20 protein-coding genes and 1 pseudogene are annotated in these 22,972 nt (G+C 62.0%); all 21 read left to right on the forward strand.

What is annotated here, in order from left to right; translation table 11 throughout:
* Window positions 1-77: 77 nt before the first annotated feature.
* Window positions 78-5,909, forward strand: coding sequence for a manganese-oxidizing multicopper oxidase MnxG (mnxG, locus tag ACA043_RS11005; protein WP_497659204.1), 5,832 nt, complete (start codon window positions 78-80; stop codon window positions 5,907-5,909).
* A 160-nt stretch (window positions 5,910-6,069) separates the two neighbouring features.
* Window positions 6,070-7,992 (forward strand): YncE family protein, encoded by a 1,923-nt coding sequence (locus ACA043_RS11010; protein WP_497659205.1) that lies wholly within the window; start codon window positions 6,070-6,072, stop codon window positions 7,990-7,992.
* Window positions 7,993-8,019: 27 nt separating this feature from the next.
* Window positions 8,020-8,673 carry an SCO family protein gene (locus tag ACA043_RS11015; RefSeq protein WP_497659206.1) on the forward strand — a complete coding sequence of 218 codons (654 nt, stop codon included), beginning with the start codon at window positions 8,020-8,022 and terminating at the stop codon, window positions 8,671-8,673.
* Window positions 8,670-9,302 (forward strand): SCO family protein, encoded by a 633-nt coding sequence (locus ACA043_RS11020; RefSeq protein ID WP_401265794.1) that lies wholly within the window; start codon window positions 8,670-8,672, stop codon window positions 9,300-9,302. Before ACA043_RS11015 ends, ACA043_RS11020 begins: the two co-directional genes overlap by 4 nt.
* Window positions 9,303-9,311: 9 nt before the next feature.
* On the forward strand, window positions 9,312-10,862 hold the full coding sequence (locus ACA043_RS11025; RefSeq protein WP_401265793.1) for an ABC transporter substrate-binding protein: 1,551 nt from the start codon (window positions 9,312-9,314) through the stop codon (window positions 10,860-10,862).
* A gap of 15 nt (window positions 10,863-10,877) precedes the next feature.
* Window positions 10,878-11,639, forward strand: a complete 762-nt coding sequence (locus ACA043_RS11030; RefSeq protein WP_187677001.1) for a SurA N-terminal domain-containing protein — start codon at window positions 10,878-10,880, stop codon at window positions 11,637-11,639.
* Window positions 11,640-11,860: 221 nt separating this feature from the next.
* The gene (locus tag ACA043_RS11035; RefSeq protein ID WP_187677002.1) at window positions 11,861-12,391 is read left to right on the forward strand and encodes a response regulator; all 531 of its coding nucleotides are present in this window, start codon (window positions 11,861-11,863) and stop codon (window positions 12,389-12,391) included.
* Between the two features lie 81 nt (window positions 12,392-12,472).
* Entirely contained in the window at window positions 12,473-14,179 is a 1,707-nt protein-coding gene (locus ACA043_RS11040) for a GspE/PulE family protein (RefSeq protein ID WP_401265789.1), read from the forward strand.
* Entirely contained in the window at window positions 14,160-14,963 is an 804-nt protein-coding gene (locus ACA043_RS11045) for a hypothetical protein (protein WP_497617531.1), read from the forward strand. Before ACA043_RS11040 ends, ACA043_RS11045 begins: the two co-directional genes overlap by 20 nt.
* Before the next feature lies 1 nt (window position 14,964).
* Entirely contained in the window at window positions 14,965-15,510 is a 546-nt protein-coding gene (locus tag ACA043_RS11050; protein WP_187677005.1) for a PilN domain-containing protein, read from the forward strand.
* Window positions 15,497-16,045: a GspMb/PilO family protein gene (locus ACA043_RS11055; protein WP_187677006.1), complete on the forward strand. Its 549-nt coding sequence runs from the start codon at window positions 15,497-15,499 to the stop codon at window positions 16,043-16,045. The genes ACA043_RS11050 and ACA043_RS11055 overlap by 14 nt, the downstream gene beginning before the upstream one ends.
* Window positions 16,045-16,563, forward strand: coding sequence for a hypothetical protein (locus ACA043_RS11060; RefSeq protein WP_401265782.1), 519 nt, complete (start codon window positions 16,045-16,047; stop codon window positions 16,561-16,563). The genes ACA043_RS11055 and ACA043_RS11060 overlap by 1 nt, the downstream gene beginning before the upstream one ends.
* A complete protein-coding gene (locus tag ACA043_RS11065; protein WP_497659207.1) occupies window positions 16,560-18,410 on the forward strand; it encodes a secretin GspD/PilQ domain-containing protein in 1,851 nt (616 codons plus the stop codon). The genes ACA043_RS11060 and ACA043_RS11065 overlap by 4 nt, the downstream gene beginning before the upstream one ends.
* Window positions 18,411-18,412: 2 nt before the next feature.
* Window positions 18,413-18,886, forward strand: a complete 474-nt coding sequence (locus ACA043_RS11070) for a type II secretion system protein (protein ID WP_187677009.1) — start codon at window positions 18,413-18,415, stop codon at window positions 18,884-18,886.
* Between the two features lie 5 nt (window positions 18,887-18,891).
* On the forward strand, window positions 18,892-19,266 hold the full coding sequence (locus ACA043_RS11075; RefSeq protein ID WP_305442477.1) for a type II secretion system protein: 375 nt from the start codon (window positions 18,892-18,894) through the stop codon (window positions 19,264-19,266).
* Window positions 19,241-19,780 carry a type II secretion system protein gene (locus ACA043_RS11080; protein WP_401265775.1) on the forward strand — a complete coding sequence of 180 codons (540 nt, stop codon included), beginning with the start codon at window positions 19,241-19,243 and terminating at the stop codon, window positions 19,778-19,780. Before ACA043_RS11075 ends, ACA043_RS11080 begins: the two co-directional genes overlap by 26 nt.
* On the forward strand, window positions 19,777-20,169 hold the full coding sequence (csgE, locus tag ACA043_RS11085) for a curli production assembly/transport protein CsgE (protein WP_187677012.1): 393 nt from the start codon (window positions 19,777-19,779) through the stop codon (window positions 20,167-20,169). Before ACA043_RS11080 ends, csgE begins: the two co-directional genes overlap by 4 nt.
* Window positions 20,166-20,597, forward strand: coding sequence for a curli assembly protein CsgF (locus ACA043_RS11090; protein WP_489880820.1), 432 nt, complete (start codon window positions 20,166-20,168; stop codon window positions 20,595-20,597). The genes csgE and ACA043_RS11090 overlap by 4 nt, the downstream gene beginning before the upstream one ends.
* A gap of 29 nt (window positions 20,598-20,626) precedes the next feature.
* A complete protein-coding gene (locus ACA043_RS11095; protein ID WP_187677014.1) occupies window positions 20,627-21,505 on the forward strand; it encodes a CsgG/HfaB family protein in 879 nt (292 codons plus the stop codon).
* A gap of 895 nt (window positions 21,506-22,400) precedes the next feature.
* A complete protein-coding gene (locus tag ACA043_RS11100) occupies window positions 22,401-22,778 on the forward strand; it encodes a DUF6124 family protein (RefSeq protein WP_489880819.1) in 378 nt (125 codons plus the stop codon).
* A 19-nt stretch (window positions 22,779-22,797) separates the two neighbouring features.
* Window positions 22,798-22,938: pseudogene (locus ACA043_RS11105) on the forward strand (hypothetical protein); the annotation flags it as partial.
* Window positions 22,939-22,972: the final 34 nt, after the last annotated feature.

A 22,972-nucleotide genomic window follows, 5' to 3' on the forward strand; every position in this document is an offset into this window, starting at 1 on the left:
ATTTTTTGTGGCACGCGGATTGCTCCACCGGTTTACGAGAATCATTCCCGTGAGCACCCACTACGAGGTTTGCGATCATGGTCGGCTTTCATCACGCTCATCGCTCATTCAATTGGTTGCTGATACTGGCCTCGATGCTCAGCATCGACCTGGCCAGCGCGGCCGTTCGCTGCGAGCGCAACCTGGTGGCCAATGTCGTGGCCTTCGATCAGCCGCTGATGTTCAACCGCCTCGGTGCGCAGAATGCCAACGGCATGATGTACGCCCTGCGCCGCGATGTGGTCGATGAGCATGACGTGTCGCTGGCCTACGGCGGCGCGGCGGTGCCGGGCAAGGTGTCGTTGCGTGCGGACAAGCGTCCGCGGCCATTGGTGCTGCGGGTGGCGGCGGGGGATTGCCTGACGATCAATCTGCAGAACCTGCTCGACTATCAGGCCAACCCGAACAAGCATTTCGAAAACGAGGGCGAAGAAGAGGGCGGTGAAAACGCCAACGGCGCCGAAGCGTTCAAAGTCGACGAGCAAGTCGCTGATCGTCATGTCGGTTTTCAGGTCAACGGCCTGCAAGCGGTGAACAGCATCGACGACATTTCCTCGTTCACCGGGCGCAACGCCAACACCCTGGTGGTGCCGGGCGCAAGCCGCTCCTACACGTTGTTCGCTGAGCGCGAAGGCGCGTTTGCGGTCAGCAGCCGCGGTGCGACGTTTGGCGGCGAAGGCGCGGCGGGTAACGTTGCCAACGGCCTGTTCGGCCAGGTCGTGGTGGTGCCCAAGGGCGGCCGCAGCTATCGCAACACCCTGACCGAAGAGGAAATGCGCCTGGCCACCACCGGCCGTGCACCGACCGGTCAGCCCATCGTCGACTACCAGGCGCGTTATCCGCAGCGCGAACCGTGGCTACGCGAAGGCAAGGCCGGCACGCCGATCATCAACATGGTCGACGGCAGTGAAATCATTTCCAGCGAAAGCGACGCGATTGTCATGGGCAGCAACGCCGACGGCAGCTTCCCGGCCAGCACTTATCCGCTGGAATCGGTCGGCAAACGCAACCCGGCGATCCCTAACCGACTCGAACCGTTCCGCGATTTCGCCTCGCAATTCCAGGACGAAACCGCCGCCACGCAAGCATTTCCCGCTTACTGGGCAGACCCGGTGATGGCCCATGTGCTGGAGCCGACCCGCGATTCGTTCATGATCAACTACGGCTCCGGCGGCATGGGCGCCGAAGTGGTCGCCAACCGTTTGGGCGTAGGGCCGATGCATGACTGCCTGTCCTGCGCTTACGAAGAGTTCTTCCTCAGCTCGCACACCGTCGGCGACGTGGCAATGCTGGTGGACGTACCGGCCAACGCGGGACTTGAGAATATTCTCCCGGGCCAAACGCCTCGTGCCGATCAGATCGGTGTCAAAGCGACCATGGCCCTGTATCCGTCGGAGCCGTCGAACGTCAACCACAGCTACATTGGTGACTTCGTCAAATTCCGCAATACCCACAATGGTCACGAGCAGCACATCTTCCACCTGCACGGCCATCAGTGGCTGTTCAACCCCAACGACGACAACTCCGATTACGTCGACGCCCAGGGCATTGGCCCTGGCGCCGGTTATACCTATGAAATCGCCAACGGCGGTTCGGGTAACCGCAACCGGGTGGCGGGGGATGCGATCTATCACTGCCACTTCTATCCGCACTTCGCCCAGGGCATGTGGGCCATGTGGCGGGTTCACGATGTGTTCGAAGAAGGCACCCGACTCGATGTTTCGCAGCAAGGCGCGGACGGTTATCACAGCGAACCGTTTGCGCTGCGCAGCGGCAAACCGGCGGCCGGTGCCCGGGCATTGCCCGATGGCGAAATCATCGCCGGCACACCGATTCCTGCAATAGTGCCGCTGCCGGGCAAAGCCATGGCACCGATGCCCGGCAAAGTCGTGGTGGTGCCGAAAATCGGTGAAACCCTGGTGGCCGGCAACGACGACGATGACGAAGAAGAGGGCGACGACGACGGCGAGCACCAAGGCGGCAACGCGGGCGGCCAAGCCATCGGTTCCCTGGCGTTGGTGGATCGCAGCGAAGCCAACCGCAATGCTGACGGCAGCCTGAAAAACCCTGGTTATCCGTTCTGGATCGGCGGCATGGAAAGCTCGGTCGGCCAACGTCCGCCAACCCCACCGCTGGACATGCTCGACGCCGCCACCGCGCAATCCCTGAAGGCCAGCGGCAAAGCGCTGTGGGCCAACCTCGACCCGGCGCAATCCGGTGGTTGGGACGGTGGTTTGCAGCGCCATACACTCGATGGCGTGTCGGCGGGAGGCGAGGCGCGCACCGTGACCACGTCGCTGGATTTCTCCAAGGAAGTCACCCGTGCCAAACCGATTTACATGCCGGAAGAGGGCACCGAAGTCGAACAGGCGGCCATGGCCTTCCACGCGAAAAAGGATCACCCAAGCTATGCTTTACTGCCCGGCAATCAGGTGGTGGCCAAGGCTTTCCGCACCAACGGCGCCTTGCCGATTGCCGGCGCGCCGTACTACGAGCCCTGCATGGATGACCGGCAAAAACGCCTGACCAGCAGCGCCGGCAGCGGTGAGTTTGCCAGCGGCGAGCGGGTTGACGGCATGTCCTTCGTCGGCGCCTCGACCTTCACCGCCGACCGGCCACGGATCTACAAAGCCGCCAACATCCAGTTCGACGCGGTGTACAACAAAGTCGGCTACCACTTCCCGCAGGCGCGCATTCTGGCGCTGTGGGAAGACGCCTGGCCGGTGATCACCAAGCAGCGTCCGCCAGAGCCTCTGGTGATGCGCATGAACACCTTCGATTGCGTTCAATACCAGCAAACCAACCTGGTGCCGGCCACTTACGAGATGGACGATTATCAGGTGCGCACACCGACCGACGTGATCGGCCAGCATATTCACTTGCCGAAATGGGATCTGACCTCGGCTGACGGCTCATCCAACGGCTGGAACTACGAGGACGGCGTGCTCTCCCCAGGCGCCGTGCAGGAACGAATCCACGCGATCCGCGAGTTCAACCAGTGCGAAGGTACCGACCCGCGTGACGGCACGCAGACTTGCCCGAAAGCCAAGGCGCATCCGTACTTTGGTCAATTCGGTCGTGCCGACTGGATCGGTGCGCGCACGGCGATGCAGCGCTGGTTCGTCGATCCGGTGGTCAATATCAAAGGCGTGGACCGTGGCCTCGGTACGATTTTCACTCACGACCACTTAGGCCCATCGACGCACCAACAGATTGGTCTGTACGCCACTGTGCTGGCTGAACCTGCCGGTTCCACCTGGCTGCACGCCGAAACCGGCGAGCCTCTGTACAGCGGCGCACGTCAGGACGGTGGGCCGACTTCATGGCAGGCGGTGATCAACACCGGCGACCTCGATGGCGACGGCAAGAACGACAGCTTCCGTGAGTTCTTCCTCGAATACAGCGACTTCCAGCACGCCTATGAAGCCGGTGTGTATGTCGGCGCCGGGCCTAATGGCGTGCCGAATCCGCAAGCGTTCCCGGCCACGGCCGACAGCTTCCGCTACGCGATCAACCCGCCAGTGCGCAACAACGCCAGCAACCTGCTCGAAGGTATCGTGGAAGTGCAGGGTGGTCAGGTCCCGGGCTGCCCGAGCCGGCCATGCCCACAGGCGATCTCGGTGGATGACCCTGGCATGTTCGTCGTCAACTACCGCAACGAGCCGCTGGCCCTGCGCGTCTACGACCCGAACAAGGTCGGCCCGGACGGCAAGCGCGGCATGCAGGCCGACGGCCTCGGCGGTGACCTGGCGTATGCCATGCAGAGCCGTACCGACCGTGCAATCCCGGCGATGAACCTGGCGCCGAACCTGCTCACCTCGGCCACCGGGCCTACCGGCGGCACCACGCTGTTCCCGCCGCACATCAACAAGGGCGGCGCAGAACCGGGCGACCCGTTCACGCCAATGCTGCGCACTTACACCGGCGACAACGTGCGGCTGCGGGTGCATGCCGGCGGTCATGAGGAAGAGCACAACGTCACCCTGCACGGCGTGAAATGGCTGCAGAGCGGTTCCGGTTTCGGCAACAGCTCCAACTCCGGCTGGCGCGCGTCGCAGATGATCGGCATCTCCGAGCAGATGGGCTTCATTGCGCCGGTGTCGATGCTCTCCAGTTCTGCGGCAACGACGGGCGACTATCTGTACTCGATGGACGCCTCGATCGAAGGCTACTGGAGCGGTATCTGGGGCGTGATGCGCAACTACACCGCCAAACGCAGTGACCTGTTCGCCATCCCGAACAACCCGACTCCGGCCGGTATGCGCAACACCGTCGCGTTTGAAGGCAGTTGCCCACGCTACGGCGCCAACCCGAACGGCATCGGCACCCGGCCGACCGTGCAGCGCAACTACGAAGTGGTCGCAGCCCTGGCCAACGACATCCTCGGCAATACGCTGGGCCTGACTATCGGCGATCCCGAAGGCCTCGGCCAGCATGTCGGCGGGCCGCTAAACCCGGCGGGCGGCACCCTGGTGCTGAACTCGCGCACGGTGAGCATTCCACAGGTGACGGTGACCGACCCTGAAAATGGCGAGACCATCACCATCGGCGGGCAGAGCGGGCCGCTGCATGATCCGACCGCGATCCTGTACGTGCGCAAATCCGACCTTGATCCGGTCAGCGGCAAGCTCAAGCCCGGCATTCCAGTCGAACCGCTGGTGCTGCGCGCGGCTGCCGGGGACTGCATCAACATCACTCTGGAGAACCGTCTGCCGAGCGTGATGCCGGATCTGACCCAGACCGCCGTGATGCAAGGCATGGTCAAGCGCGACCGCAACAGCGGCCTCGGTTCGACCACCTTCAGCAACAACCTGATGCGTCCGTCCAGCCACGTCGGCCTGCACGCGCAACTGCTGGCCTACGACATCACCAAATCCGACGGCACCAACGTCGGCGTCAATCCGACCCAGACCGTGCCGCCGCGCGTTGGCAGCAGCGGCGCGTACCCGACCCGTACTTATCAGTACTACGCCGGGCACCTGGAGCGTGAAGGCAAACCGGTGACCCAACTGGGTCGCAGCGTCGACAACATTAATGCCACGGCGGTCGAGTTCGGCGGTTTGAACTTCACCCCGGCGGACGTGATCAAGCAGCCGCAAAAAGGCCTTGGCGGGGCGATGAGCATCCTGCCGATCGGCGCCACCTGGGTCGACGATGCGCGCAAGGTCAACGCTACGGTCACCGCGCCGGGGCAAACGACTTACCGCGACTTCGCGATGGTCTGGCACAAAGCGTTGAACACCCGTTGGGCCAACGGCCGGCCGGTCGAAGGCATTGCCGCCGAAGGCTTCGGCTTGCCGACCGATCCGCAGGACAACTCGAGCATGGCGATCAACTACAAGACCGAGCCGCTGTGGTATCGCTTCGGCCTCGCCCCGGATGCACCGTTCGGGCATGCCGATGGCGCAGGTTATGGCGACATGACCAACGCGCACATGGCCTACAGCAATGCGCTGGTCGGCGGTGATCCGCAGACGCCGGTGTTGTACGCCAAACCGGGGCAACCGTTGCGCACGCACATCCTGATGCCGAGCGGTGGCAGCCGTGGCAGCACGTTCCAACTCGACGGTCATGTCTGGTCGGTCAACCCGTTCCAGGCCGAGAAGAGCGACACCAGTGGCTATCCGCTGGGTACGCCGGGCGTGGGTTCGGTGCGTTACGGCTACAACCCGATGTCGATGTACATCGGTGCCCACGAAAGCATCCTGCCGGCAGCGCACTTCAGCTTCATGCTGCCGAGCGCAGGGGGCAGCAACGCGATACCGGGGGACTACCTGTTCCGCGACTACGGCGCCTACGGCAACATTTCCGGGTTGTGGGGATTGCTGCGGGTGACCAATGAGCCGGAACCGGCACCGCAGGGCCAGTAGCTGCAAAGCAATGGATCTGTGAATGCAAAACCTGTAGGAGCGAGCCTGCTCGCGATTGGGAGCAACTCGGTTTTGGATGGTGTAGCTGAAATGCCATCGCGAGCAGGCTCGCTCCTACAGGAACCGTATCGTCTGGATTGGATTTGAAGGGGAGTGCGGTATGAACAGGATCATCAACGTCATCGGTGTTTGTGCGCTGGCTATCGCGGGTGCGTTGCTCACACTGGGTGAGATCGCACTGGCGCAATCCGAGACCGACCAGGTGCTGAAACGCGATGGCGTGGCGGTGGACTTCAAGCTCCAGCCGCTGGCCGCTGACGGCAAACTGCGTGAAGGCGAGTTCGCCGACGTGCAGTTCCGCATCACCGACAGCGCCTCCGGCCAGCCGTTGTCCGGTGTGGCGCCGGGGGCGTGGGTCGACCCTGAAACCGTCGCCGCCGATCTGGCCCAGGGTCGCGAAAAAAGCTGCAAATCCCGGGTCGGGGTGTTCCTCAAATCCAACATCGGCGCGCGGCCACTGCTCGATCTCAACAGTTATTACCTGTTGGTGATGAACCGCGACGCGAGCATTGCCGTGGTCGATCCCTCGGTGTCAGTCGGCGGCATCACCAGCACCATGGCGCGGATCGAACTCAAGCAACCGCCGATGGACTGGGTCACGCCCAAAGACAACAAACGCGTATTCGTGTCGATGCCCACTGCAGGCGAAGTGGCGGTGATCGACAGCGAACAATTCAAAGTCCTCGACTCGATTGCCGCTGGCAGCCAACCGGTGCGCGTGGCACTGCAACCGGACGAACGTCTGTTGTGGGTCGGCAACAACGCGAGCAAAGCCGAAGAGTCCGGGGTGACGGTGATCGACACTCAGAGCCTCAAAACCCTCAAACATCTGGCCACCGGCCGTGGCCATCACGAAATCAGCTTCAGCAAGGACAGCCGTTTTGCCTTCGTCAGCAACCGTGACGACGGCAACGTAAGCGTGGTGGATATCGCCAGCCTGAACATCCTCAAGCAAGTCAAAACCGGCTCCAGCCCGCTGTCGGTCGCGTACTCGCCATTGTCCGGCGCGGTTTACGTGGCCGATGGCAAGGACGGCACCGTGACCGTGATTGACGGCAACAGCCATGCCGTGCGCCGGGTTATCCCGCTCCAGCAAGGCCTCGGCCCGATGGGTTTCAGCGCTGACGGCCGCTTCGGCGTGGTGCTCAACACCGTGGAAAACCGCGCCTCGATCATCGATGCGGCCAACGACTCGGCGATCCACGACCTCGACGTGTCCGCAGAACCCTATCAAGTGGTGTTCACCAAGGCCTATGCCTACGTGCGCGGACTGGCCTCGCCGAAGGTCACCATGATCAATCTGGCCTCGCTCGGTGAAGGCCGCCAGCCGATCAGCCAGGGTTTTCAAGCCGGCCCCCAACCGCCGCGCATGGCCGGGGATTTGCCGCTGGCCTCAAGCCTGGCGGTATCGCGCGATGACAACGCAGTGTTCGTGGTCAACCCGGTGGACAACACCACCTATTTCTACGCCGAAGGCATGAACGCGCCAATGTCCGGTTACCCCAACCGGGGGCAGATTGCGCGGGCGGCCATGGTCATCGACCGCAGCCTGCGCGAAGTGTCGCCGGGGCTGTACAGCGCGCGGGTGAAACTGCCGCCAGCGGGGCGTTTCGACGTGGCGTTCCTGCTCAATCAACCGAACATCATTCACTGCTTCACGGCGCAAATCGAAGCCGATGGCACGGTGGCAAAACACCTTGGGCAGCCGAAGGTCGAGTTTCTGCTCGACAAGACTGCCGTAGCGCTCAATGACCCCTACGTGGTGCGTTTTCGCATCGTTCAGGGCAAGCAGAAAGTCCAACGCAGCGGCGTGAAAGACGTGCAGTTGCGCTACTTCCTCGCACCGACCTCGCACCCCCGCGAAGTGGCGGCACGGGAAGTTGCCGATGGCGTGTACGAAGCGCCGGTGACCCTTGATCGCAGCGGCGCCTGGTACCTGCATGTGCGTGCGGCATCGCTGGGTGCCGGTTTCGATGACAAGACCTTTGCCAGTGTTCGGGTAGCCCCGGGCCAGACGCGTTGATCCGTTCTCATGAAGAGGAATTTCGACATGAACCGATTTGCATCCCGTGGCCTGTTGACCCTGTGCCTGCTGAGCGTGGGCATTCACCAGGCTCAGGCCCATTCCGCCGACGAACATGCCGGGCACAAAGCAGCCGTCCCCAGCAACTCGCAGGAAAACGCTCAAGTCAAATTCGCCAACGTCTCGTTGCTCGATCAAAACGGCAAAAACGTGCGCCTGGAGCAGGATCTGGTGCAGGGCAAAATCGTTGTCATGAGCTTCATCTACACCAGTTGCACCACGGTGTGCCCGGTGGTGTCTTCGATCATGGGCAAGGTGCAAAAGCAGCTGGGCGCACGGGTCGGCACTGAAGTGCAACTGGTGTCGATCAGCGTTGATCCGCAACGCGATGACCCGAAACGCTTGCAGGAATACGCCCGCGCCTTCCAGCGCGGCCCGGGCTGGAGCTGGTTGACCGGCTCGTCGCAATCGATCACCGAAACCCTCAAGGGGCTGGGCAGTTTCAGCGGTGACTTGAAGAGTCATCAGCCGCTGATCCTCGTCGGTGATGGCGACAGCCGCCACTGGACCCGCTATTACGGCTTCACCGATCCGGCGCTGCTGTCCAAGGAAGTGGAAAAGCTCAGCGGCCTGCGCACCCACGCCAAACACACCGCCATTGCCATGGAGCAACAGCCATGAGAGCCCTCGACTGGATTTCCCTGACCGCGTGCTTGTGCATTTTCGGCAACGTCGCCGTTGCCCACGAAGGCCATGCTCCCGAGGCTTCTGCCACCGCAACTGAAAGCGTTGCGGCGGCACCGGCCACAGGCACCCGCGACGCTAAAACCTGGTTCACCGATACGCCGTTGCAGGATCAGAACGGTGAAACCCTGCGCTTCTATAGCGACGCGCTGCAAAACCGCGTGGTGCTGCTCAACGTGATTTTCACCAGTTGCAACGATGCCTGCCCGTTGATTACCCGCAAACTCAAGGAAGTGCGCGAGTTGCTGGGTGACAAGGCTCAGGACATCACCTTTATTTCCCTTACCAGTGACCCGCTGCGCGACACGCCGGCGGTGCTCAAGGCTTACACCTTGAAGCAGGGTTCCGATGACCCTCATTGGCTTTTTCTTACCGGCGACAAGGCGCAGATGGACCTGGTGTTGAGCCGTATCGGCCAGATCATTCCGACACCGGAACAACACTCCACGCAGTTGATCGTCGGCGATGTCGCCAACAAACGCTGGAGCAAAATCCGCCCCGATGCCCCGGCCGCCGCCATTGCCCAGCGCTTGCAGTTGCTGACAATGCCCGTGGCTGGCCGTTGAGCTCGCACCATGAAGCGCTGCCGCGTTCTCGCCCTGTTCCTGCTCGCCAGCGTCAGCTTTGGCGCGACGGCGCTGCCGCTGACGCCCGAAGAAGCGGCGGGCAAGCGCCTGTACCGCGAAGGCTTGTCGGCCAGTGGCGAGGCGATCATGGCGCGGGTCGGCGCGGCGGATGTGTTGCTGCCGGCCACCAGTCTGCCGTGCAGTAACTGCCACGGCGCCGATGGCCTCGGCCGGCCCGAAGGCGGGGTGCGTCCGCCGGCGTTGAACTGGTCGCGTCTTACCAGCAGTTATGGCCAGCAACAGGTCAACGGCCGCCACTATCCGGCCTACACCGACAGCAGCGTGGCGAGGGTGATTCAGCAGGGACGTGACCCCGGCAACAACCGTCTCGACCCGAGCATGCCGCGCTTTCTGCTGTCGATGAAGGATCAGCGCAACCTCACCGCCTACCTTAAACGCCTGGCCGATGAGCGCGACCCCGGTCTCGATACCGAGACCTTGCGCCTCGGTACGTTACTGCCCAGCCAAGGACCGTTAGCCGAGGAGGGCGCCACGGTGGCGGCGGTGCTCAACGGCAGTGTCGCGCGGATCAATCAGGCGGGCGGCATTCATGGCCGGCAGTTGCGCCTGACGGTGATCGACCCCGGCCCGGATCGCGCCAGTGCCGAACAGGCGTTGCAGCGACTGATCGAGCAGGAACAGGTGTTCGCCCTGATCGCGCCGCTGGCGCCGGCCCTCGACAGCGCGTTGGCAACCCGTTTGGAGCAGGCCGGCGTGCCGCTGATCGGGCCGTTGTCGCTGCTCGGCTCGGTGCAGGCCAGTGCGCAGATTTTCGAACCGTTGCCCGGATTGCGCGAGCAACTGATTGCCCTGGCCGATTACGCCACGGCCAGCCTGCGCGTGCTGCAAGGGCCGACGCTGATTGCCTGTGCGGACGACCCCACGCAGACGCAAGCGGCGCAAACCCTTGGTCAGTATTTGCAGGGTCACGGCTGGCAGAACGTTCAGGTACACGTCTATGACCCGGCGGCGGATGCGCTGCCGTTGGGCTCGCGTTCAGTCTTCTATCTGGGCAGCGGCGCTGGCTTCAGCCGCCTGGCCACACGCTTGCAAAGTGCCGGGCAGGTGCCGTACCTGTTCGCCGCCTCGAGCCAGGTGGCCGGGGATCTGATGCAGGTGCCGGACGGCTTTTCCCGGCGGGTGTTCCTCGCCTATCCGTTCGTACCGAGCGACTGGACCCAGAGCGGACGCATGGCCCTGACGTTGCTGCGCGAGCATCAAGGCCTTGGCGCTCAGCACGCAGTGCTGCAGGTCGGCGCCTACGCCTCGATGTTGCTGCTCAGCGAAGGCATGAAACAGGCCGGACGCGATGCCAGCCGCGAAAAGCTGGTGGCCGCGCTGGAAGGCCTGCACGACTTCGACACCGGTCTGACCCCGCGCCTCAATTTCGGCCCCGGACGACGCCTGGGGTTGAGCGGCGCGCATGTCGTCACGGTGGATTTACCGGATCAGCGCTTTTATCTGGTTGCACCCTATAAACCGATTGTTGCCAGCCCCTGAACGGAGGCTCTGATCATGAAGCTCAGAACGTTAATGCTGTTGCTGACATGCTGGTTGCCCGTAGCCTTGGCCAACAATGGGCCAGCGGCCGCGCGGGTCAATGGCGAGGAAATCTCCGAGTTTCGCCTTGAGCGGTTCTTCGCCGAGTACCTGGAAGATCAGGGCCGCGCGGTGGCGAGCATTCGCAATCCCAAAGCCTATAAACAGCTGCGTCAGGCCGCGCTCGATGCGCTGATCGACAAAGAGCTGCTGTGGCAGGAATCGCGCAAACGTGGCGTGGTGATTGACGAGCAAAGCGTGCGCCGACAGGTCGAACAGACTCGCACTACAATCGGCGGCACCGAGAACTTCAACCGGCGTTTGCAGGAGGCGGGTTTCGATGAAGCCTCGTACGTCGAGTACATGCGTCGCGAACTGGCCGCGCAGCAGATGTTCGCCGACCTGATCCGGCAGCGGTTCACCCAGACGAGGCACGTCTTGATCAAAGTCGCGCCGAACGCCGATGCCGCCACGCAGGCTCAGGCACGTCTACGCTTAAATCAGATGCGAGCGTCTATCATCAGCGCTTCGGGGTTTGCCAGCGGTGCGGTGCGATCACCGTTTGGTTGGCATCTGATTTATTTGCAGAACCAGTTGGAGGCGAGCGATGTCCCACAATCAGAGGGGCTGGAAGCAGTCACGGGCGAGTTTGCCCGACAGCAACAGACCCAGGCTCGTCGCCAAGTGCTCGCGCAATTGCGGGCGCAGAACAGGATCGAACGAATTGACGACGATTGAAGGTTCCCCCCCATTAGTGGGGAATGGCTTCGATGCCCATTCAGGTGCTTCCCCGTTTTTGGGGAACGGGGTACCGGGACGAGCGGGCATTGTCATGAAATTCAAGGACATGAAGACTAAAATTTACCGGCACTCAGCCTGGCATGAAGTGTGCGTTACCCATGGTAAGGCGCACTCCAGCGGGTTCAGTTTTCGGACTTGCGGGTTTCAAGGAGTCGACCTTGGTTAACAAAGTACTGGTTGTCGAAGACGAACAGCTGCTTGCACAGAATCTTCAGGATTATCTGTCGGCGCAGGGGCTGGACGTCCGGATTGCACATGACGGAGCGACGGGTATCGGTTCAGCCGAAACGTTTGCCCCCGACGTGTTGGTGTTCGATTACCGCTTGCCCGATATGGAAGGCTTTGAGGTGCTCGACGCGGTCCGCCAGAACAGGGCGTGTCATTTTGTGCTGATAACGGGTCACCCGACCGCTGAAGTCTGTGAGCGGGCACGGCAACTGGAAGTCAGCCACATCCTGTTCAAACCGTTTCCATTGGCGGAACTGGCCCGAGCTGTCTGCGACCTTCTGGGGTTCAAGCGCGAAGCGAAACCCGGTGCGAACCCTTCCGAGGGTTTCGTCGAACGACGCCAGAGCAGGACCGAGAGCTTCCCGTTGCAGTTGTACGATGGCAGTTGGGTGCTGGCGGATCGACGACGACAGTCGCCATCCAAGGCACCGGACGACGATCAAATGCTCACCGGGGAGTAGTGGCGCGATCAGACGTTCCGGCATTTGCCGCCAGGGTTTGTCGCGCCGACAGGGCTTTAAGCCCCGGTTGGAGAGCAAACCATGGAACGTCTGTCCGTTGTCGTCGAACCGCTGGTGGTGGAAAGCGCACCGCAACGCTTTTCCAGTGAGCAGTTGGCCCAGGCCCGGGCGCGGGCCGCCAGTTCCGGGGAACGCGTTCTTGATGCGCTCGGCGTGCTGTGCGAACTGGCGCCGATGCCGTTCATTGATTGCCTCGGCGCCACCCTGCATTACCCGGTGCTCGACACCGACAGCCTGTTTCAATCGACGCCGGTATTCGACCGGGTCACCCTCGCACAATGCCTCAAACGTGAATTCATCCTGCTGCGCCACAACGACGAAGTCATCGGCGTGTTTGCCGACCCCTTTGATTCGGCGCGGCTGGCCTGGATCGACGATTGCCTGCACGGGGCGCCGCTGCATCTGGTACACGCAGACGACCTCAAGGCCTATCTGGCACGCCACGAAGAGAGCTTTCACGCCGTCGAATCGCTGAACGCCCAGGGCGACACCCACAGCGAGATCGACACCCTGCAAAGCCTGTCGCTGACCAGCATCAGCGAAGACGCCAGCAGCGTGGTGAAACTGGTCAACTCGACCCTCTACGATGCGCTGAAAATGCACGCCAGCGACATCCACCTCGGTACTACCGGCCACGGTCTGGTGATCAAGTACCGCATCGACGGCGTGCTCAACAACATCAGCAAAGTCCAGGGCGCCGAGTTTGCCGAACAGGTGATCTCGCGGGTCAAAGTCATGGCCGAACTGGACATCGGCGAGAAACGCGTACCGCAGGACGGTCGCTTCAAGATCGGCATCAGTGGCCGGCAGATCGACTTCCGGGTATCGATCATGCCGAGCATCTTCGGCGAAGACGCGGTGCTGCGGGTGCTCGACAAACAGGATCTGGCCGACAAGGTCTGCGGCGTGCAACTGCAAGCGCTAGGCTTTGAAGACGAGACCCTGCGCCAGTTACGGCGCCTCGCCGCCGAACCCTACGGCATGGTCCTGGTCACCGGCCCGACCGGCAGCGGCAAGACCACCACGCTCTACGCGATGATCACCGAGATCAACCACGGCGTGGACAAGATCATCACCATCGAAGACCCGGTCGAATATCAGTTGCCGGGGGTGCTGCAAATCCCGGTCAACGAGAAAAAAGGCCTGACCTTCGCCCGGGGGCTGCGCTCGATCTTGCGTCACGACCCGGACAAGATCATGGTCGGCGAAATCCGCGACCCGGACACCGCGCAAATCGCCGTGCAATCGGCACTGACCGGGCACCTGGTGTTCACCACCATCCACGCCAACAACGTCTTCGACGTGATTGGCCGCTTCACCCAAATGGAAATCGACCCCTACAGCCTGGTCTCGGCGCTCAACGCGATCCTCGCCCAACGCCTGATTCGGCTGGTGTGCAGCAGTTGCAGCGCGCCGGTCAACCCCAGCGATGAAGAACTGCGCGCCTCGGGCCTCGACCCGCAGAAAGTCGACCACTACCACTTCGTTCACGGCAAAGGCTGCGGCCACTGCCGGGGCAGCGGTTATCGCGGGCGCACGGCGATTGCCGAGTTGCTGCACCTGGACGACGAGCTGCGGCAGATGATCGTCGAGCGCCAACCCATCACCAAAATCAAAGCCCTGGCCTGTGCCCGTGGTTTGCGCCTGCTGCGCGAATCGGCGCTGGAGCTGGTGGAACAAGGTCGCACCACGCTGGAGGAGATCAATCGTGTCACTTTTATCTCGTGAACATTTTGTCGCCGTGCTCGGCGCCAGCGGTGTTGGCCTGGGGCAGCGGCGGGGCAGTGAAACCCTGTGGCTGGGCAGCGTCGGTTACATCGACGAAGGCTTCCAGAGCTACGCGGTGGCGCTGGACACCCTCGACCGTCTGCTCGGCGAACACGCCCGCGCCGGTGCCGAATTGAGCGTGGTGATCTCCGGCCACTTCAGCCGTTTCTGTCTGGTGCCGTGGAGCGCGCAAATCAGCAGCCCGGATGAGCTGAGGGGCTTCGCCCAACTGTGCTTTGAAGACCTGTTCGGCGTGCCGACGCAAACCTGGACTCTGGTGTTGTCTGCCGAGCCTGCCGGTTACGACCGCATCGCCAGCGCCTTGCCGCAAGACTTGCTCGATCGCCTGCGGGCACTGGTCAGCGGCCGTGGTGTGCGCCTGCGCTCGGTGCAGCCATACCTGATGACGGCGTTCAACCGTTTCGACAAAAGCCTCGACGCCGGCGACTTCCTCTTCGTGGTCGCCGAGCCGCAACGCAGCGTGTTGCTGCTGGCCCGGGAAGGGCGTTGGGCCGGCGTGCGCTCGGCGGGTGGCAGCGACAGCGATGCAGCGCTCAGTGCCTTGATCGGTCGCGAACGGCAGTTGCAGGCGTCGACCAGCGAACGCGCCTTCAACGTTTATCTGCATGCCCCGGCGCGCCTCGATGCGCATCCGGACGTGGCCGGGGTGCAACTGCGCACCCTTGAAGACGACTCGATGACCGTGCGTGACGGCTTGTACGTCATGTCCCGGGCGGTGGCCTGATATGCGCGCCCTCAACCTCGACTTTCAGCCACGTCCACGCTCCGGTCTGTTGGGTTGGAGCCTGCTCGGCGGCGGCGCGTTGCTGGCGCTGCTGTGCTTCGGCGTGCAACAGCACCTCGATGCCCAGGCCGAACAACAGCAAGGTCATTTGCAAACCACGCAACGCCAGCTCACCGGCGACAGCGCCAGCAAAAGCACCTTGAGCCCGGCCGAAACCCGTGAGCAAGCGCAAAACCTTGCGGAAATGCGCAAGGTCTCGCAGCAACTGCGCCGCCCGTGGGAACGCCTGTTCGCCATGCTTGAGGCCATGCCCCGCGAGGACATCGCGCTGCTGACCCTGACGCCGGATGCGCGCAAGGGCCAATTACGGATCAGCGCCGAAGCGCGGGATCTGCCAGCGATGCTGGCTTTCCACAAGCGTCTGGAAGCCAGCGACGAGCTGTCCGACGTGTCGCTGCTGAGCCATGAAATTGTCGTCAAATCACCGGAACAACCGGTGCAATTCAACCTGTCGGCGACTTGGGAGATTGGCGATGCGAATCCCTAGACTGATCGTCCACGAATACCTGCAAGGCCTTGGCCTGCCGGGTCTGGCCGGGCTGGCGCTGTTGTTGATCGCGCTGATCTGGGCGCTGGGCGGCTTGCTGCCGGGCTGGCAATCGTTGCAGCACCTGAACCAGCAGACTCAGGAAGCCAGCGAGTATCTGGCCAAGGTGGAGGACGGCAGCATCGCGCCGCCGGTGGTGCCACAGCGTCAGCTCGACGACTTCCGCAACAAGCTGCCGGCGCAGCCGCAGGCCACCGTGGCCATCGACCGCATCTACGCGCTCGCCGCCCAGGAACACATCACCCTGGCACGCGGCGAATACGCCCTCGGCGTCGATCCGAAAACCCATCTGGCGCGCTACCAGATTCTGCTGCCGGTGCGCGGCAGCTATCCGCAACTGCGCCGCTTCCTGCACGCCTTGCTCGGTCAGTTGCCGGCGGTGGTGGTGGAAGACGTCGAGTTTCAACGCAAAAAGATTGGCGACACCGACCTCAACGGCCGGATCCGTATGACCCTTTACCTGTCGAGGTCGTGATGAATACCAAGCGCGTGACAGGTTGGGTGGCGTTCTTCGGCGTGGCGGCGGCGCTGGCCTGGTTGCCGGAATTTCTCTCGCCGAGCGAAGACGCCGATTCGGCTGAAGTGGCCGTAGCGACGCCTGCGAAAAGCGCCAGCCGTGGTGCGTTGCCGGCCAGCAGCGGCAAAGTCAAAGCGGCGCCGATCAAGGACTTGAGCCCGGCCGGTGATCTGTTCGCCACCAAGAGCTGGAAGGCCGCGCCAACCCTGGCCACGGTCACTGAACAAGCGATTACGCCAACCCCGGTGGTGCCTGCCCCGAGCCTGCCACCGGTGCCGTTTCAGTTCGTCGGCAAGCTGCATGACCGCAGCGACCTGCAAGTGTTTTTGCAGAGCGGCGAAAAGATCTACGTCGTGCGCAACGGGGATGTGATCGACGACACCTGGAAGATCACCGGCATTTCCGAACTGGAATTGAGTCTGGTCTACCTGCCTTTGCATTTGTCGCAGACCTTGTCTGTGGGGAGTACGCAATGAACAGATCCCTTTTACTGATGAGCCTGGGCCTCTGCGCCGGGCTGGCCGCGTGCAGTTCTGCGCAGGTGGCCAACAAGGAAGCTGCCGACCTGATCGAGCAGGGCCAATACGAGGCCGGGCTGGCCCGGGTCGAGGAAGGCTTGCGCGAGGATCCTCGCGACACCGAGTTGCACCAGCTGCTCAACAGCGGCCGGGCCAAGGCGATCACTGCATTGCTGACCTCCGGTGACACCGACCGCTCACGCCGCGATTTCGCCTCGGCGCGCACCGCCTACAACCGCGTGTTGACCATCGAGCCGAACAACCGCCGCGCCCAGGATGCCCTGCGCCAACTCGACTACCTGCGCAGCATGGACGAGAAGCTTGAACTGGCCCGTGGCGACTTGCGCCGGGGTGACATCTACGGTGCCGACCGCCAGGTCAAACAGATCCTCGAACTCGACCCGACCAACGAAGGTGCGCTGGAGCTGCAAGGCAACATTCGCCTGGTGCAGAGCCGCAACGTGATCCCGTATCCGCAACTGCGCACCAAGCTCGACCGCCCGGTAACCCTGGAGTTTCGCGAAGCCAACCTCAAAACCATTTTCGAAGTGCTGTCGCAGGTCGCCGGCCTGAATTTCATCTTCGACAAAGACCTGCGCCCGGACATGAAAGCGACGATCTTCGTGCGTGACGTGCGCATCGAAGACGCGGTGACACTGTTGCTGCAACAGAACCAGTTGCACCAGAAAGTGGTGAACGAAAACACGCTGCTGATCTACCCGGATTCGCCACAGAAGCTCAAGGACTATCAAGAGCTGGTGATGCGCACCTTCTACCTGACCAGCATCGATGCCAACACCGCGTTGAACATGGTCAAAACCATGCTCAAGACCCGCGACGTGTTCGTCGACGAACGCCTCAACACCCTGACCATGCGCGACACCGAAGACGCCGTGCGCATGGCGGAAAAACTCCTGCAATCGCAAGACCAGTCCAACCCCGAAGTGGTGCTGGAAGTGGAAGTGATGGAGGTCGCCACCCAGCGCATTCTCGACCTTGGCCTGCAATGGCCGAACACCTTTGGTGTGGTCAACAGCGACGGTTCGGCGGTGACCCTGCTTGATCAACTCAAAGGCATCAACTCCAGCCGCATCAGCATATCGCCATCGCCACAGGCCAAGATCAACGCGCAGGACAACGACATCAACACCCTCGCCAGCCCTGTGATTCGGGTCAGCAACCGTGAGCAGGCGCGTATCCACATCGGTCAGCGCGTGCCGATCATCAGCGCCACCTCAGTGCCTTCAACCCAAGGCCCGGTGATCACTGAAAGCGTGACTTACCTGGATGTCGGTCTGAAGCTCGAAGTGCAACCGACCGTGCATTTGAACAACGAAGTGGCGATCAAGATTGCTCTGGAAGTGAGTAACGCCACGCCGCTGGAACCGACCCGCCAGGGCACGATCCCGGTGCAGGTCGACACCCGCAACGCGCAGACCTCGCTGCGCCTGCATGACGGCGAAACGCAGATCCTCGCCGGCCTGATGCGCAACGACCACGGCGCCACCGGCAACAAGATTCCGGGCCTTGGCGACATACCTGGCATTGGCCGACTGTTCGGCAGCAACAAGGACACCGTCGGCAAATCGGAGCTGGTGCTGTCGATCACCCCACGGATCGTGCGCAACCTGCCGTATCAAAGCCCCTCGGACATGGAGTTCTCCACCGGCACCGAAACCAGCATGCACATTCAGGCGCCGGATCGCTCGATGCAAACCTACACCGCGCCAGCGCCTGTTGTGCAGCCTCGCGCTGTCGGCAGTTCGGCCGTGGCGACCACCCGTGTCACCGTCGAGAAGCCTTGATCATGAACGCCTCCCAGCGCGGTTTTACCTTGATCGAAGTCGTGGTGACGCTGGCCCTGATCGGCCTGTTGGCGAGCATGGCCGCGCCACTGACCGAGACCGTGGTGCGGCGCGGCAAGGAGCAGGATTTGCGCACCGCGCTGTATCAGATTCGCGATGGCATCGACGCCTATAAACGTGCCTTCGATGCCGGTTATATCGAGAAGTCGATGAACAGCAGCGGCTACCCGCCGAACCTGCAAGTGCTGGTCGAAGGGGTGCGTGATGTGCGCAGCGCCAAAGGGGCCAAGTTCTACTTTTTGCGCCGTATCCCGCGCGATCCGCTGGTGCCGGCCAAACGTGATGACGAAGGGGGTTGGGGCGTGCGCGCCTACAACAGTTCGGCTCAAAACCCGCGCGATGGCGAGGACGTGTTCGACGTCTACTCCACGGCGCGCGGCAAGGGCCTCAACGGCATCGCCTACCGCGAGTGGTGAACCTCATGCGCCGGGAAAAAGGTTTTACCTTGCTGGAGCTGATGGTGGTGATGGCGATCATCGCCACGCTGATGACCATCGCGCTGCCGCGCTACTTCAACAGCCTCGAAGCGTCGAAGGAAACCACTTTGCGCCAGAGCCTGTCGGCGATGCGCGAAGCGCTGGATCACTTTTACGGCGACACCGGGCGCTACCCCGATTCCATCGAGCAATTGATCGAACAACGTTACCTGCGCAACGCGCCACTGGACCCGATCACCGAACGCAAAGACCTGTGGGTGCTGATCGCGCCACCGGAAGGCGTCGCGGGCGGCGTGGCCGATATCAAAAGCGGTGCCAACGGGAGGGCGCGTGATGGCAGCCAGTATTCCGAGTGGTAACCGCGCGCAGCAGGGTGGCTTCACCTACCTGGGCGTGCTGTTCCTGATCGTCGTGATGGGCATGGGCCTGGCCAGTGCCGGCGAGTTGTGGTCGACCGCCTCGCGCCGCGACCGCGAGAAGCAATTGCTCTGGGTCGGCACGCAATATGCCCAGGCGCTGCGCAGCTACTACCGCAGTTCGCCGGGGCTGGCGCAGTACCCGAAAGAGCTCGCTGACCTGCTCGACGATCAGCGTTTTCCGGAGGCTCGGCATCATCTGCGTCAGCTCTATCCGGACCCGATCGGTAAAGGTGAATGGGCACTGCAACGGGGTTTTGACGGACGCATCACCGGCCTCAACAGCCCTTCGACCGAGGTGCCGTTGAAGCAGGCGGACTTCCCCACGCAGTGGTCGGATTTTCAAGGCATGCAGCGTTATTCGGACTGGCAGTTCGTTGCCGAAAAAGCCTTCCTCGACGGCACCAACGGCCCGGCAAAAGGCCAGTCGGTCTTGCCGCAGGCGTTGCAGCCATGAGCCGCCAGTGGATGTGCGCGCTGATCCTCAGTGTCGTGGTGGGCTGCGCTCACGCCGCTGAAGAGGATGAATTGATGGGCTTCATCGTCGACGACACGATCTCGCACATCGGCCACGACTTTTACTACTCGTTCAGTGAACGCCTGCGCGACACCAGCCGGATGGATTTCAACCTGGTGGTGCGCGAGCGGCCCGACGCGCGCTGGGGCAGCCTGGTGACCGTGGAATATCAGCAACGCCTGGTGTATCGGCGCTTCCTGCCGCCGAACACCGTGGAACTGAAGGAAGAGGCCTACGCGGCCGCTGACTGGGTTCGACGCCAGGTTGTCCAGCGCAAGCTGGAGGCTCTGTTGCAGGACACCACCGACCTTGAGAAGGACGAACTATGAAAACCACAACGTTCTCACGGCGCAGCGGATTCTGGATCTCGGGGTTGTTGATCGGCCTTGCCAGCGCTGCCGCCGTCCAGGCCACCGAACTGGTCTACACGCCGGTCAACCCGTCGTTCGGCGGCAACCCGCTCAACGGCACCTGGTTGCTCAACAACGCCCAGGCGCAAAACGATCACGACGACCCGGACCTCAAAAGCCGCTCGACCGTGGCCGGCACCTCGGCGCTGGAACGCTTCACCAGTCAATTGCAATCGCGGCTGCTAGGGCAGTTGCTGGACAACATCTCCACCGGCAACACGGGGAGCCTGTCCACCGACTCTTTTATCGTCAACGTCATCGACGACTCCGGGGCACTGAGCATTGAAGTGACCGACCGAGCGACTGGTGAAGTTTCGGAAATTCAGGTGAACGGCCTCAACCCATGACGGGCTGACGGTTCCGGGGAGAGACGGACATGAAAAAGATCATCGCGCTAGGGCTGATGTTGGCGACATTGCAAGGGTGCAGTCTGCGTGAGCCGATGTCGGCCGAGCAGGACACCGAAACCCCGACCCTGACCCCCAGGGCCTCGACCTACTACGACTTGCTGAAGATGCCGCGACCCAAGGGGCGTTTGATGGCGGTGGTGTACGGCTTCCGTGACCAGACCGGGCAGTACAAGCCGACGCCGGCGAGTTCGTTTTCCACCAGCGTGACTCAGGGCGCGGCCTCGATGTTGATGGACGCGATGCAGGCCAGTGGCTGGTTTGTGGTGCTGGAGCGCGAAGGGCTGCAGAACCTTCTGACCGAGCGCAAGATTATTCGCGCCTCGCAGAAGAAGCCGAATACGCCGGTGAATATTCAGGGTGAGCTGCCACCGTTGCAGGCGGCGAACATGATGCTTGAGGGCGGGATCATCGCTTACGACACGAATGTGCGTAGTGGTGGGGAAGGGGCGCGGTATCTGGGGATTGATATTTCCCGGGAGTATCGGGTGGATCAGGTGACCGTCAACTTGCGTGCGGTGGATGTGCGCAGTGGGCAGGTGTTGTCGAATGTGATGACCAGCAAGACGATTTATTCGGTGGCGCGCAGTGCCGGGGTGTTCAAGTTTATCGAGTTCAAGAAGTTGCTCGAGGCCGAGGTGGGTTATACGACGAATGAGCCGGCGCAGTTGTGTGTGTTGTCGGCGATTGAGGCGGCGGTGGGGCATATGGTGGCGCAGGGGATTGAGCGGCGGTTGTGGCAGGTGGCGGGGGATAGTTCTTCGCCTTCTCAGGATGATGTTTTGAATCGGTATTTGAGTCAGAACAAGGTTGATCCGGGGGCTGAGGCTGAGGCTGACGTTGAGTGAACGTGGCGGCCTTTGGGCCGACCAGGTTCTTGTTGATTGAGTACATATCCGTTGCTGCGGTAACGGCTGCTTAGGGTTTCGCCCTGACGGCGACTCACTTTTTTGACAAACGCCTCAAAAAAGTAAGCAAAAAAAGGCTTGCCCCAACGTTCGGCCCACTCGCTGAGGCTCGGGGTTCCTTCGCTCCGGGATTGATCCGGGGGCATCGCCTCCGGTTTGCTTCGCTGCACCTCCTCTCGATGTGTTTGGCTTCGCCAAACAGTCGCTGCGCTCCCCCCCCGGATAAATCCCTCCACTCAGCCTGCCGACGGGGCCGGTGGATCAAGATCAAAAGCAGCAGCCGAGCTAACGCTCATCCTGTTGAGTGGTGAGCGTGGTCGGCTTTGGATTTGTGGTGGATTTGCCCCTCACCCCAGCCCTCTCCCGGAGGGAGAGGGGGCCGATTTGTGTGCTTTTCAAAGTCCGAGTTCAACGCGATAGCGCACGTCGGCGTACTTCCACCAAACCACTCGGTCAGTTCCCTCTCCCTCCGGGAGAGGGCTAGGGTGAGGGTTACGATCTGAAGTTTGTTTAAAAAAGTGTCTGAATCTACGGAACCTTCCCACAATGTTTTCAGGTTGTCCGTCGGACGTCCGGTCTCTAGCCTGTGTTCGTCGCTGCCAATTCAGCGGCCGGGCATGGAAACCCGAGTAACTACAGAGCGCACAAGCGCCATTCATAACGTATCCTTGCGCACCTTCACTGTGTGCACTTTGTTATGGCGGCTGTGCGTGGGAGACCTTGTGTCTGCCGGGTTGCCTCTGTCCCGGGTTTCCAACCTGCGTACAGCTGCCACCTATTCGCTTGGAAACCGAATGGGGGGGCCAGCTATAACCGTCATACAGGGTAAATAATCATGAAAAAACCAACACCCAATCCGCCAGAATCAGAAATCACCACCGACACCACATCCCCCTACGCCTCAGTCGACAGCAAAAAACTCCACGAAGCCGCCGACCGTGCGCTCGATTACTACCTCAATCCTTCCGCTCCGATCATGTCCAGCACTAACGAGCCGGAGCCCATGTACTTCGCCAACCCCAGGTACAACACCGAGTCTCTACTGGCCAACGCCAGCGAAACCCTCGGTTCGGCCAGTGAAATGCTCAACAACTTCGCCGCCTCGCTGCCGCCCTCACACCGCAAGACCGCGCTCGGTATTGCACAAGTCGTGATGCTGGGTGAACTGGCAGTCAATCAAGCGCTGGATCACGTCGAGTTGAAGGATGGCTAATTCCCCGAAGATCCAAAACGATCAGGAAGTAGAAAAGCGCCGTCTGACCTTGGAAGCGTTGGCCGATGTGGATGCTGGTCGCTTTATTGATGATCAAGCAGTGCAGGACTGGGCTGACTCTTTGAGTTGCTCGGAATCACCACCCAAGAGTTCCCCATAACTCAGGAAGGATGGGAAACAAAAAACGCGACCCT

This window comes from Pseudomonas sp. LBUM1648 (assembly GCF_059716145.1).

Bases quoted from the DNA above. Each gene is read 5' to 3' on its own strand.
- ACA043_RS11065 (WP_497659207.1), top strand. From the start codon at position 16,560: ATGAACAGATCCCTTTTACTGATGAGCCTGGGCCTCTGCGCCGGGCTG.
- ACA043_RS11100 (WP_489880819.1), top strand. From the start codon at position 22,401: ATGAAAAAACCAACACCCAATCCGCCAGAATCAGAAATCACCACCGAC.
- ACA043_RS11010 (WP_497659205.1), top strand. From the start codon at position 6,070: ATGAACAGGATCATCAACGTCATCGGTGTTTGTGCGCTGGCTATCGCG.
- ACA043_RS11055 (WP_187677006.1), top strand. From the start codon at position 15,497: ATGCGAATCCCTAGACTGATCGTCCACGAATACCTGCAAGGCCTTGGC.
- ACA043_RS11095 (WP_187677014.1), top strand. From the start codon at position 20,627: ATGAAAAAGATCATCGCGCTAGGGCTGATGTTGGCGACATTGCAAGGG.
- csgE (WP_187677012.1), top strand. From the start codon at position 19,777: ATGAGCCGCCAGTGGATGTGCGCGCTGATCCTCAGTGTCGTGGTGGGC.
- ACA043_RS11015 (WP_497659206.1), top strand. From the start codon at position 8,020: ATGAACCGATTTGCATCCCGTGGCCTGTTGACCCTGTGCCTGCTGAGC.
- ACA043_RS11060 (WP_401265782.1), top strand. From the start codon at position 16,045: ATGAATACCAAGCGCGTGACAGGTTGGGTGGCGTTCTTCGGCGTGGCG.
- ACA043_RS11040 (WP_401265789.1), top strand. From the start codon at position 12,473: ATGGAACGTCTGTCCGTTGTCGTCGAACCGCTGGTGGTGGAAAGCGCA.
- ACA043_RS11050 (WP_187677005.1), top strand. From the start codon at position 14,965: ATGCGCGCCCTCAACCTCGACTTTCAGCCACGTCCACGCTCCGGTCTG.
- ACA043_RS11080 (WP_401265775.1), top strand. From the start codon at position 19,241: ATGGCAGCCAGTATTCCGAGTGGTAACCGCGCGCAGCAGGGTGGCTTC.
- ACA043_RS11025 (WP_401265793.1), top strand. From the start codon at position 9,312: ATGAAGCGCTGCCGCGTTCTCGCCCTGTTCCTGCTCGCCAGCGTCAGC.
- ACA043_RS11070 (WP_187677009.1), top strand. From the start codon at position 18,413: ATGAACGCCTCCCAGCGCGGTTTTACCTTGATCGAAGTCGTGGTGACG.
- ACA043_RS11090 (WP_489880820.1), top strand. From the start codon at position 20,166: ATGAAAACCACAACGTTCTCACGGCGCAGCGGATTCTGGATCTCGGGG.
- ACA043_RS11075 (WP_305442477.1), top strand. From the start codon at position 18,892: ATGCGCCGGGAAAAAGGTTTTACCTTGCTGGAGCTGATGGTGGTGATG.
- mnxG (WP_497659204.1), top strand. From the start codon at position 78: ATGGTCGGCTTTCATCACGCTCATCGCTCATTCAATTGGTTGCTGATA.
- ACA043_RS11030 (WP_187677001.1), top strand. From the start codon at position 10,878: ATGAAGCTCAGAACGTTAATGCTGTTGCTGACATGCTGGTTGCCCGTA.
- ACA043_RS11020 (WP_401265794.1), top strand. From the start codon at position 8,670: ATGAGAGCCCTCGACTGGATTTCCCTGACCGCGTGCTTGTGCATTTTC.